The sequence below is a fragment of the Vibrio sp. JC009 genome, assembly GCF_029016485.1.
GTDB lineage: Bacteria > Pseudomonadota > Gammaproteobacteria > Enterobacterales > Vibrionaceae > Vibrio.
This window is the reverse complement of sequence record NZ_CP092107.1, coordinates 1,579,459-1,591,263: the sequence shown is the minus strand read 5'-3', so window position 1 is coordinate 1,591,263 and position 11,805 is coordinate 1,579,459. Positions and strand designations below refer to the sequence as shown.

14 protein-coding genes are annotated in these 11,805 nt (G+C 45.9%); 6 read left to right on the top strand and 8 right to left on the bottom strand.

What is annotated here, in order from left to right; all coding sequences use genetic code 11:
- Window positions 1-6: 6 nt before the first annotated feature.
- Window positions 7-1,014, bottom strand: a complete 1,008-nt coding sequence (locus L3Q72_RS22055) for an ABC transporter substrate-binding protein (RefSeq protein WP_275132711.1) — start codon at window positions 1,012-1,014, stop codon at window positions 7-9.
- Window positions 1,015-1,211: 197 nt separating this feature from the next.
- On the opposite strand from L3Q72_RS22055, the gene L3Q72_RS22050 reads away from it, so the two are divergent.
- The 6 genes from L3Q72_RS22050 to L3Q72_RS22025 all read left to right on the top strand — a co-directional run bounded on the left by L3Q72_RS22050 (window position 1,212) and on the right by L3Q72_RS22025 (window position 6,849).
- On the top strand, window positions 1,212-2,237 hold the full coding sequence (locus tag L3Q72_RS22050) for a DUF364 domain-containing protein (RefSeq protein WP_275132710.1): 1,026 nt from the start codon (window positions 1,212-1,214) through the stop codon (window positions 2,235-2,237).
- 139 nt (window positions 2,238-2,376) lie between these two features.
- Window positions 2,377-3,465: an ABC transporter substrate-binding protein gene (locus tag L3Q72_RS22045; protein ID WP_275132709.1), complete on the top strand. Its 1,089-nt coding sequence runs from the start codon at window positions 2,377-2,379 to the stop codon at window positions 3,463-3,465.
- 2 nt (window positions 3,466-3,467) lie between these two features.
- Window positions 3,468-4,538 (top strand): iron ABC transporter permease, encoded by a 1,071-nt coding sequence (locus L3Q72_RS22040; protein WP_275132708.1) that lies wholly within the window; start codon window positions 3,468-3,470, stop codon window positions 4,536-4,538.
- Window positions 4,535-5,272 carry an ABC transporter ATP-binding protein gene (locus tag L3Q72_RS22035; protein WP_275132707.1) on the top strand — a complete coding sequence of 246 codons (738 nt, stop codon included), beginning with the start codon at window positions 4,535-4,537 and terminating at the stop codon, window positions 5,270-5,272. The genes L3Q72_RS22040 and L3Q72_RS22035 overlap by 4 nt, the downstream gene beginning before the upstream one ends.
- 96 nt (window positions 5,273-5,368) lie before the next feature.
- Window positions 5,369-5,701, top strand: a complete 333-nt coding sequence (locus tag L3Q72_RS22030) for a YnfA family protein (protein ID WP_275132706.1) — start codon at window positions 5,369-5,371, stop codon at window positions 5,699-5,701.
- 197 nt (window positions 5,702-5,898) lie between these two features.
- Complete coding sequence (locus L3Q72_RS22025) at window positions 5,899-6,849, top strand: GGDEF domain-containing protein (protein WP_275132705.1); 951 nt, start codon at window positions 5,899-5,901, stop codon at window positions 6,847-6,849.
- 61 nt (window positions 6,850-6,910) lie between these two features.
- Here L3Q72_RS22025 and L3Q72_RS22020 read toward each other — a convergent pair whose 3' ends face one another.
- From L3Q72_RS22020 to L3Q72_RS21990, 7 genes are all read right to left on the bottom strand, one after another.
- Window positions 6,911-8,977, bottom strand: coding sequence for a heavy metal translocating P-type ATPase (locus L3Q72_RS22020; protein WP_275132704.1), 2,067 nt, complete (start codon window positions 8,975-8,977; stop codon window positions 6,911-6,913).
- 2 nt (window positions 8,978-8,979) lie between these two features.
- Window positions 8,980-9,291, bottom strand: a complete 312-nt coding sequence (locus L3Q72_RS22015; protein ID WP_275132703.1) for a YtxH domain-containing protein — start codon at window positions 9,289-9,291, stop codon at window positions 8,980-8,982.
- Window positions 9,281-9,589: a hypothetical protein gene (locus L3Q72_RS22010; RefSeq protein ID WP_275132702.1), complete on the bottom strand. Its 309-nt coding sequence runs from the start codon at window positions 9,587-9,589 to the stop codon at window positions 9,281-9,283. Before L3Q72_RS22010 ends, L3Q72_RS22015 begins: the two co-directional genes overlap by 11 nt.
- Window positions 9,586-10,440, bottom strand: coding sequence for a YtxH domain-containing protein (locus L3Q72_RS22005; protein ID WP_275132701.1), 855 nt, complete (start codon window positions 10,438-10,440; stop codon window positions 9,586-9,588). The genes L3Q72_RS22010 and L3Q72_RS22005 overlap by 4 nt, the downstream gene beginning before the upstream one ends.
- Complete coding sequence (locus L3Q72_RS22000) at window positions 10,440-10,769, bottom strand: HMA2 domain-containing protein (RefSeq protein WP_275132700.1); 330 nt, start codon at window positions 10,767-10,769, stop codon at window positions 10,440-10,442. The genes L3Q72_RS22005 and L3Q72_RS22000 overlap by 1 nt, the downstream gene beginning before the upstream one ends.
- Before the next feature lie 39 nt (window positions 10,770-10,808).
- Window positions 10,809-11,072 carry a hypothetical protein gene (locus tag L3Q72_RS21995; protein ID WP_275132699.1) on the bottom strand — a complete coding sequence of 88 codons (264 nt, stop codon included), beginning with the start codon at window positions 11,070-11,072 and terminating at the stop codon, window positions 10,809-10,811.
- A 307-nt stretch (window positions 11,073-11,379) separates the two neighbouring features.
- Complete coding sequence (locus L3Q72_RS21990; protein ID WP_275132698.1) at window positions 11,380-11,805, bottom strand: hypothetical protein; 426 nt, start codon at window positions 11,803-11,805, stop codon at window positions 11,380-11,382.

Genomic DNA, 11,805 nt, shown 5'->3' with positions numbered 1-11,805 from the left:
AAGGCTTTATCCCAGATAGAAATCACTACCCGGTAGTTTGTCGCCTATAATCGCCGGATTTAATTCAGCAAGAATTGAAAAGAAGTCTTCTATCTCCTGCTGGATATCCTTCGCTTTGACCAGAGCGAAGTTCGAATGAGGAATGGAGCGCTCTATCACCGGAGCTTTAAGCGGCATATATTTTTCACCCAGACGCCCTGCATCAGACGGGTTATTCACCACCCAATCGGTAGAAGCCTGCAGCGCAGTATGGAACTGATCCGGAAGTTCTGGCATCTCATTTAGTAAAGAGTCAGACACCATCATACCCGCCTGTGGAATTCGGGCAGGTCCGCCGGTTGCTTCTCCCCATGACTTCTGCAGATTAATAACGCGAGCCATTTTCTTTCCGGCCTTTTTCCCTTTCAACAGAGCTGCAGTAGCAGCAGGCTCTGGCAATACTGCGTGTTTTGCTCTACCTGAAAGCAGTAACTGAAGTCCTTCGAAAGGTGTAGAAACATAGTTCAGGCGGTAATCTTTACCCTGCACCATACCTTTCTTTTGAGCAATATACTGGAAGACCAAATCAGGCATATCTGCCTTATACGGCATAATAATATCCTGACCCTGCAGATCTTCTATTTTACTTATGCTTCCATCTGCAGAGATCACATATAAAAGCCCCCAGGTCATGATATTCATCAAACGAACGTTCATTCCTTTGTTATGAAGATTCGCTGCCACATAGCTCGGTGCTCCGGCTAATTCCCAACGGCCTGTTACAAAGTTAGTTCTCAATACATCCGGATCACGGTAAACACCAAAACCAAGGTTGTCGATCAATCCCGATAAAGCATTATTTTCAGCAGCATGAGCCAATGGCAGAGAAGGATCCGCCGGAGGGCCATACATGGTTAAAGCTTTGCGACTGTTGTTCTGGCCTGCGAAAGCAAGGCCTGGAAACAAACTGCCTGCGGCAATAGTTGCACTCAGCAGGCCACAATCTCTTATAAACTGACGCCTTGTTTTACTCATGATTAATTCTCCTTCAAAAGATGGGCATTACTGCAACTTTGCAATCAGCATTATCTCAAATGATAATGATTCGCATTATACGTCGTATTTATAGATCTCCTTCTTGACAATTATCAAGAGTGTTATTGCAGGATAAGTTATCTAATAACCCGCTGATTTTCCGTTCTGGATCCATCTTTCATACTCTGGGGTACTTTATGACATCAACTACAAATTGCGCTTTGGCCACACCTTCTGCCGGAGATTCTTTAAGCTATGTGGCAGTCGATATCAGCAATAAAGAAAAGCGCGACATCTTCTCTCATACTCTGCAACAATTGCATGCCTGTGGCTGGTCAGTGGGTGAAGTAGCCGATCAGATCTCCCAGATTCCTGCCAGTCAGTTTTCGGCAGAATCTATAACTGGCCCGTGCATAATCCGCTGTGAAACGGAGGCTGATGTAAAGCACTTTGACGCGATAGAACCCGATAGCTTTGCCATTCTTACCGCCCTTGGTAAAGCCAGAATGGAACAGGAGCTGGTCGAGAGTGTCGCTGATAATATTCAGGTAGATAAAGTACTGATTGGCTACAACTGGACTATGGTACGTGCCGGTCAGCTATGCGGGATTGCGCGTAGTCCTGAGCGCGGAACTCAGGGAGCCAGAACCATCAGGCCAAAGGAGGGGTTTGGTGGTAAAAGCCTGAGAGAGATTGCAACTTACCTGCTCTCTTCTGACGCTTTAAGCCGCTCATTAGGCCTGGCAGCGATTAATGCGTTCTGGAACCGCCCGGAACCCCTGCCGGAAATAAGTGAACATTTGCATACCAGGGGAGGATTATCGGCAATCCCCAGACCCGGAGATGGTGTTGTAATCATCGGTGGCTTCCGTAAAGCACAAAGACGTCTTCCTAATTCCCGTATTATTGAGCGTGAACCTAAACCGGGCGATATTGCCGTTGAAGATGCACCAAAAGCGTACCGTGAAGCAAGTACACTGGCCATCACAGCGCAGACTCTGATGAACGGAAGTCTGGAATCTATTCTGGAGGCGAGCTCCTGTGTGCCTGAGCGTATGCTGCTTGGTCCGAGCGCGCCATTATGCCCTCAATTATTAAAATATGGGCTGACCGAAATTAGCGGTTCCGTGGTGGTTGATCCTGACGCAACCGAACAGTTTATCTGTGAGTCCGGTACCATGATTATGATCCCTGGCCTGACAAAAAGTGTTCATCTGCGTTGATCTGGTATAAGTACCTGAAAACAATTCTGTAAAGTCTCAAATATGAAACGCGACTAATTATCACTTGCATTGCTATATATGGCATTGTATATATACCCATCAGATGGCTTATCTCGTTTGACGAATAAAAGGATGTAACATGCACAAAATAAAAAGTATTTCGGCCAGAATATCAGGCACTGTTCTGGCTGCGGCAATAGCTTTAGGTTCAGGCCATGCGACAGCAGAACAGACGGTTGTGCTTAAAGATCAGAATGGTGATTCGGTTAAAGTCTCACAGAACATTGAAAGAGTTGGCATAGTCTGGCCAGTTGTTGCCTCTGTTGTGGTTTCACTTGATCAGGGTACAGACCGCCTTGTCGCGATTCCTCAGCAGATCAAGAAAACCATGTCCACCGGTATGATTGGTGAACTCTTCCCTGAAATCCGTCAGGTTTCATCCAAAGCAGTCGACAATAAACGTGTAGTTAGCGTTGAAAAGATGTTGCAGCTAAACCCTGATATCGTCTTTGAAGAAGCGAGCAAAACCAAAAGCATCAAAGGGATGCGAAATGCAGGTATTCCAGCCTTTGGCCTTAAGATGGCTAAAACCGATCTGGACAAGAAGCTGGTTACAGCTCTGGGTACGACTCTTGGCAAAACCGAAAGGGCAGAAGAGCTGCTTGAATGGCGCAAAGCGTCTTTCAATAAGGTGATATCAAAAACGGAAAAAATCAGTAAAAAAGAACAACCTGATTTTGTTTACTTATGGCACAAGCAGCGCCTTATTGGCCCGTCTCACCATATGACTTCACTGCTGAAAAAGGCCGGAGCTAAGAACGCCATTCAGAAGAAGCAGAACTTTGTGGGTTATGACAGTGAAATGCTACTGAAGCTTGACCCTGATTTTATCTTTCTGCACAACATTGGCACCAAGAAAGTACCGGCTGACTTTTACAATGACCCGGTATTTGCCGATCTGAAAGCCGTTAAAAACCGGACCATATACAAAATCCCGACAGGTGTAGGAGTAAGCTGGGATGGGCCGAGCCTGGAACGGGCACTTGCTCTTGAATGGTTTACCAGACTGCTTCACGGTGATGACTTTATAGAAGGCTCTATGCGCAGTACGCTTGCTAAATCCTATCCAAAGCTTTATGGCAAACCAATGACAGATGCGCAGATAAACCGAATCCTTATTGATAAAATAAACGGTACTTCTACCGGATACAGTGCGATTATGCGTTAATTATGACGATCTCAACGACAGTACCTTCAGCACTAAGTACATATAAAAGTAAACTGAGTTTACTACCGGTACAGATAGCCATTTTGGCAAGCCTGCTGCTGGTCACTGTGCTGGTATCACTCGGGACCGGACGATACCCCATTGATTACACAACTATAGTAGCGATACTTTCCGATAATATCTTCGATATCACTAATCACTGGAATCCGGTTGAGGAAAGAGTCATCGAACTGGTTCGTTTACCCAGAATAGTGGTCGCCGGACTGGTTGGTGCAGCACTTTCCGTTAGTGGTGCTGTGATGCAGGGAATGTTCCGCAATCCGCTGGTTGGCCCCAATATTATCGGTGTCTCATCCGGAGCGGCTTTTGGCGGTGTTCTGGCAATCATGCTTATGCTGCCGGGAATTCTGGTCACCGTCTTTGCCTCTGTCTTTGGTCTTGGGGCTATCATTATCGCTTTGCTGCTGGCCCGCAGTGGACAAAAAACAAGTGTACTGTCGTTGGTTTTGGGTGGCGTTATCACGGGTGGCTTCTTTTCTGCCCTTGTATCACTGGCGAAATATGTTGCTGATCCGGATGATGTTTTACCGGAAGTGGTGTACTGGCTGTTAGGTTCGTTTAATAACTCGAACTATATTGATACATTACATGTTGCCATTCCCCTGCTATTCGCCGGAACGCTTATTTACAGGATGCGCCACACCATCAATATTCTTTCCCTTGGTGAAGAAGAGGCCGTCTCTCTCGGAATTGACGTAAACAAAAGCCGGTTGCTACTTATGCTGTTAACGGCAATTCTGATCGCAGCATCGGTCTCCGTCAGCGGTGTTATTGGCTGGGTCGGACTGATTATTCCGCATTTTGCCCGTATGATTTGTGGCCCTAACCATTCCCGGCTGATCCCGGTAGTCCTGTTCATCGGTGCCATCTATATGATCCTGGCTGACACTCTTGCCAGAACGGCAAGCTATGGCGAGATCCCTATCGGTGTGTTAACGGCTCTGATGGGAGCCCCTGTTTTTGGCTATCTTCTACGTAAAATACAGTCTAAAAAAGAGGGAGCGGAATCATGATTAATGTCCAGAATATCGCCTTTAAATACCGGCCCGAAGCAGACTATATATTCAGGGGCTACTCCTTTAGCTTACAAAAAGGTGAAATTATGAGTGTGCTCGGACCAAACGGTCAGGGTAAAACAACACTTATCAAATGCCTGCTTGGACTGTTTAAACTAACCGAAGGGTCGATTAATTTTCAGGGACACCGTTCCTATGTACCACAAAACGCTTTAACGCCTTTTGATTACGAAGTCCGTGAAATGGTTGTTATGGGATGTAACCGTAAATCGGGTTTATTCGCCAATATTAAAAAAGAAGACTATATCTGGGCAGATAATGCCCTTAATGAAGTAGGCATGGCTGATTACGCGCACAAACGCTTTGCCTCACTAAGCGGAGGGCAAAAGCAGATGGTTCTGATTGCCCGGGCTCTGGTATCCTCACCTGAGATTATGATTCTGGATGAGCCAACCTCTGCCCTTGACTATAAAAATCAGGACCGAGTGCTGAGAATCTTAAAAAAGATTGCTGGTAACGGCACAACAATAATATTTTCAACTCACTGCCCTCACCAGGCACTGCGTATATCAGATAAGACTATGATTATGCAGTCGAAAGACAGATATCTCAGTGGCACGGCCGGAGAAATTCTCAACGAGGAGTGTTTATCTGAGCTGTATAAGATTGATATTCATAAAGGTTTGATTAATAACAAAGATTATGAATTTGTAATGCCACTTTATAGCTAAATTAAGCCACTGATTAATTGCCAGATGCTCCACAAATCTGTATAAAAATAAATATCATCTAATGTATCTGCTTCCCCTTACCTGAGGACTGCTCTGTTGATCGAAATAAAAACTGTCGGACTTTTCTTTATTACCGCTCTGGCGGAAATAGTTGGCTGCTATCTGCCCTATCTCTGGTTACGTGAAGATAAACCCGTCTGGTTACTACTGCCAGCGGCCCTGAGCCTGGCCCTGTTTGCCTGGTTGTTGTCCCTGCACCCGACGGCTGCAGGCAGAGTGTATGCAGCCTACGGGGGAGTTTATATTTTTGTCGCCATCCTATGGTTATGGGGCGTAGACGGCATACGGCCGACGGCTTGGGATCTGGTCGGAACAAGCGTAGCCCTGCTTGGTATGGGCATCATCATGTTTGCTCCGCGCGCCGCATAAATAGCTCGGCGTCCGGGCGGATAGGGATAATAAAATAGTCATTACGGAAACAGACACCTTATACATTTCACTCCCCCCCCTTAATGACAATAGTTATCATTAACAAAGTCTACGATATATGCTATCTTACCTAATTCATATTAAGTCATTATCTAACTCTCAATTTTAATTTCTGGTTTGTATAAGATTTACAGAAAATGAGCGACACAAAACAACTGCAAAAACACAAACAATTTAACGTTACGCCGATAGGAGTAACAGGAAGGATCGCCACTCTGCTAACAGTGACCGTCATCATTCCTATGCTTGTGACCGGTATTCTGATTGAAAACGGAAAGCTTGCTCCCGGAGAAAGTCACTATCTGGCAATACCTATCGTTATTCTCTTTATTTTGGTCCCGGTATCACGGTTCATAGCCCGTTACACCATAAATAAAGATCTGGCGACGATTAACCAGTTCTGCGACGAAATAAAGAACGGAAACTACGACGTCTCTTTCGAACTAAAAAACCAGAAAGAGAATGAAGATGAGTTTATTCAGTTACTCAGAAACCTTACCTGGATGAGCCATAACCTCACGTCATCAAGCCGCAAAAACAAGCAAGAGATCAAAGAGGCAAAACAAAACCTTAGTGATATGGAAAAACTGGCGTTTACTGATCCACTAACCGGACTTTATAACCGCCGTTACCTTAACTATCTGGATAACGAATTTTTTAACCAGTCTCCGGAAGATCAGGATTCTATGGGTCATGCCAGCCTTATCTATATTGATTGCGACAAATTCAAACAGATCAATGATACAAAAGGGCATATTTTCGGTGATAAGCTTTTGGTGGGACTAGCGCAATGTCTGAATAATGCCTGCCGCCAGGAGCAGGATACTGCATTCAGAATGGGCGGAGATGAATTTGCTGTTCTTCTGCCAGATACAACTTCTGAGCAGGCCGTAGTTGTCGGGAATCGGATATGTGCTATGTACCAGGAACTGGACTTTACCGAGGGTACTTCTCTTTCTGTGGGAATCGCCTCCGTGAATTGCATCAGACAACATTGTAACAACTCATTGCACAAGCTGATTGATTTTGCTGACCAACAGGCATATCACGCTAAACGTTCCGGGGGAGGAGCTATCCGGATAATGTAGTTGAAAGCAACTGTTACTCAGTGGTTAATCCTACCACTGAGTAACAGAAGAAATACGTAGCTTAACTCCCGCTCTTACGGACAGAAACAGAACGGGCCAGTACGGCCAGCGTGGTACCATTATGAAGCAATGCACTCACCGCAGGGTTAAACCAGCCCATTGCTGCCGCCAACATAATGCCACTGTTCACATACTCAGCAATTTTAATATTGCTGTTAATGATGGACATCGCAGCCTGCGCCAGTTGGCGGGCTTCAACTAAGCCATACAGCCGGTCCTGAAGTAACACCACATCCGCAACCTGTCTTGCCAGCTCAGTACCAACGCACATGGCTACGCCAACATCAGCTTTACTTAATGCCGGAGCATCGTTTACGCCATCGCCGACAAAGAGCACGGTATGCCCTTCATTTTGCAACTCTTCGATAATGGAAGACTTACTCTTCGGTGTCGCTTCTGCATAAACTCTGTCGAGCTTAAGCTCATCACCCAGTTTTTGAGCTTTAAACTTTCTGTCGCCGGAGATCATCACCAGGTTGTTGATTCCCAGAGATCTCAGCACCGCCAGCGTTTCCTTCGCGTCTTCTCTGAGGTGATCTCTCAAACCTATCATCCCCATGAGCTGCCCCTCATTGGATATAAAGATCAGGTGACGTCCCTTCTCTTCAAACTCCATGATTTCCTCTTCATAAGGAGCAAAATCAACATTTTCATGCACTTCAAGGAAATGACGGCTGCCCATCACTAAATGATGGCCGCTAAGAGTACTCTTTAAGCCATGCGCGATAACATATTCCACTTCCCCGTGCTCAATATGAGGGAGCTTATTGTTTCGCGCTGCATTAACAATGGCCTGGGAAAGCGGGTGATTACTGTGCTCTTCAACGGATGCACTGATAGCAAGCAAGTCTCTTGCACTGCTTTCACTGCTGAATGAGATAACATCCGTTACCTCCATATCACCGTGGGTCAGAGTACCGGTTTTATCAAAGACACAGGTATCAACTTTGACCAACTTCTCAATGGCGCTACCACCTTTCAGAAGGATGCCGTTCTGGGCGGCACGATACATAATCGACTTAAAGGTGACCGGAGTACTGAGTTTCAGCGCACAGGAATAATCCACCAGAAAGACAGATGCCACACGGCTCATATCCTGCGTCAGGGCAAATACCGCCGCTCCGATCCCCAGAGTGATCTTCACCCTGCGGTCTGCCATTTCCTGTGTAACCTGCTGAGTTTCGCTCTTTTCAGACAGGGAGTCATAAATCAACTTGGCAATTTTTGCTGTTGTCGATTCACTGCCAACCTTTTGCACCCGGACCTTAATCTGACCATCATGAACAGATGTACCGGAATAAACCAGAGCATCTTCTTCACGCCGGACAGGAACACTTTCACCAGTCAGAGAAGCCTGGTTTATCAGTGCCGTGCCTTCCTCAACAAGCCCGTCAACCGGGATAGCATCGCCCGGCATCAGCTCTATCAGATCCCCTTCTTTAAGAAGTGAGGAGTGACGCTGTTCCTTCTGCCCCTCCGGGCCAATGTACCAGACCATGGTTTCATGCGGAGCCATCAAATCAGCCAGCAAGCGATCGCTGCTTCGGTTGGTCTGATCCTCCATATACTCGCCAAGGCTAATAAGACTCTGCGTCATCATGGCTGTCTTATAATCTCTACGCGCAAATGAGAGACCAACAGCTACTGCGTCCAGAACTTCAATGGTGATCTTGCCGTTCTTCAGCTCATCAAAGCCTTCAGCCAGAGTAGGAGTTATCAAAGTTGCGGTTGAAATTGCGCCAAGATAACCGGGCAAAAGCAGAGTCGACAGAATACCAATAAGGTTCATGGCAACATCGCCACGGGTATACTGATGCTCTATCTCATCGCTCTGCTCACCTTCCGTGAAATTAAGGGCTGAGACACGGGCCTGAATGGTTTTAGAATCCAGAAGCTGCTCATCATAATCGACAATCACTGAACCGGCATATTCGTTAACCCGAACCTCCCGGATCCCCTGGATGGCAATCAGGCTCTGTTTAATCCAGTCTCCAATCCCCGGATAACGGGAGATCTCCCTGACCTTTAAACGAATACGGCCAGGGAAGTGACTTTTGACAGTAACCAAATTTACTCGCCTTTATGCAGGTTGCGATAATACTCAAGTTCAGCCTGAGTATCTTCCAAACGCTCTTTCAGTTCCTCTACTTCACCGCGAACCGCAGACCAGGCCTGCTCACCTTTAGAAGCAACACTTTTCTGGAACTTCTTATTGGTCAGCAAATACGCCACTGCAGCACCGGCTGCAACACCCATAATAAAATGCGTATTGGTGTTCTGACTTTTGTAGTCAGACTCTGCTGGCTGCTGAGGAACCTGTTGGTTAGCCACACCCTGATAAGGGTAAGTCATATATGGGTTGTATTGATTATCACTGCTCATCAGCTTTGCTTCCTCTGCTCTGTTCCAGCATATAAACACTTGCGGCACCTGCTGCCAGAATCGTCATCATTGACAATACCGGCTGCCCAGCCATTTTGGTCGCAACATAAGTCGTTGCCCCACCGACTGCACCACCTTTTATGGTATCTTTAGCCACTTTCTTAACATACTCATTTGAGCTGATTTCACCCGCACTGCGTGCCTTCCACTGACTCGCTACCGATGCTGCGCCACCAATCATGGCACCAACAATCATAGCTCTGCTTGTATGGCTGAATTCATCCTGCATATTACTCATGCGTCCGCCTCCGTTCCGCTTTCAGGAGCGGCGTCATCCGCTTCCGGAGTTGTTTTATGACGCTCTACAGACTCTTTAAACCCATCTTTGCCTGCCTGATAGGTATCACGGAAAATCTCGCCGCCTGCCGCAACATTATCTTTAACAGATGAAGCGGTTTCCTTCACGGACGCACCACCACTTTTAAGCATATCCCCGGTTCCGGTTACCATGCTCATAATGCCCTTACGTACGTTTTCATTACCTAAAATCAGTGCCGCTGCTGCGCCAACCATTGCGCCTTTCCAGAATTCTTTATCACTCATACCTAAACTTCCTAACAGTTCTTTAAACATTCCCGCTTCTTCTTCACCCATTGCGCCATCAAGCATGGCCTGAGCCTGCTGCATCATAGGATCATTTTCAAACGGATTACCGCCCTGCGAATTTACTCCTGACTGGGCCGCTGCCTGCTGGTACATGGCCTGCTGTGCTGCAGCCTGAGCAGCCATTGCTTGCTGAGCCATAGCCTGCTGAGCTGCTGCTTGTTGAGCCGCTGCCTGCTGTGCCATCGCCTGATATTGTGCTGCCTGATCCTGCATGGCCTTCTGTGCCTGCGCATACTGAGCTGCCATAGCCTGATACTGAGCAGCCATATCCGGGTGCTGTTGGGCCATATCAGGACGAGCTGACATTTCAGGGAAGTGTGACGGTATTTCAGGGTGATGATCCGGTGCTTCAGGATGATGTACTGATGTAGCTGGGTTCATCATCATCGGATTAAAAGGAGGGTAGCCATAAAGTCCCTGAGGAGGAACCTGACCAGTCCACTCAGGAGGGATAGCTTGTTGTTGATTATCTTTGTCGCTCATTAGTTAACTCCATTTAAGTTAATGCAATCTGCCAGGTCATAACAGGCTTGCTCGGCAATCGCATCATCTTCTGAAAACAGCTCTTCAATAAGAGCCGGCTTTACAATTGTTGCATCGTATTCGATCAGGATACTTCCTGTACTGCTGTTTAGCTTGTAGTTCCTAAACGCTGGTATCTTGTCCAAAGCCCTTTCGATATCACTGGCATTAAAACGGGCAAGATGGGCAATAATGCCAAGCCTGTATTTAAGCCTGACTCTTCCCGGAATATGGTGGGCTATGTGGACCCACGACCTTAGTTTTAAGGCTTTCTTTACATCTTTGTTCATAATAAAAAGCTATTATAAATGCATCATGAAGAAACCAGATTACTCTTCAATTTTGCGGATTGTTGATGTTGCTGCGTATGGATCAACCAGCTTCTTTTTATTGGGGTTGTTTGCATAAAGAGTTGTATGCCAATAAGCAAACCCCATAAAGGCTACGCCAGTGGCAATGTGAGCTTTTTTCTTTTTCAGCATACCAGTTAAAAGAACCGCGCCCATGCTGGCAACCATTCCGTTTTTTGCCAGTTCGCGTTTTCTTCTTAACTCTTCCTTTGCCTGTTCCCGCTCTTTTAATCTTTTGGACATACAGGGCCTCCGAAATAACGTCCGTATTCTTTTTAGTTTAAGCCTTAATGGAGAAATAACAAGTATTAATAAACTCATTTTTCAAAAAAAATGCTTATAAAACAATGAAATGAACAAAAGAATCATTCTCATTACATTTGCTTTTTAGATTTATTCAGATTACGGTGGAAGTTATTTTTAAAATAATGAGGTAAGCAAGTATGAATACGTTAGGGATAACGAAAGACAACTTTATTATCTTGTTGAAGCCGCTGCTTTAATCGATGGATAAATATGCCTGACAGGCAGGCATATTGCCTGCACCTTGTTAGTGATAAGTGTTTATATCGCTCTCCAGCGATTTTTGCTGTGCCCGCAATTCCCGCATGCAGTTATCGCAAGGCGGGTATATTTCAGAAAACGCCAGCAGAGGCGGTAATGTAAGGCTTATCGCATGCTTAGCGATTAACTCCAGCTCTTCATCACCGTTATTATGGTGAGCCATATAAAGCATTGAGTGGTGGGGGATAAACAGGCATCTTTGTGCCTGTTGCAATTCACCTTTTTTATTATAAATGTCGGCTAAAGCCTGATAACTGCCAATCCAGGTCTTCAGTGAGTCAACACATTTAGGTTCTCTTAGTAGTCTCTTTTCGAGAGTACAAATCTGACTCCTATAATAGTTCTCCAGACATGAACTGTTTTCTTGTTCAGGCATTAAGCCAACTGACGTTGTATTATTTAATTTTTCCAT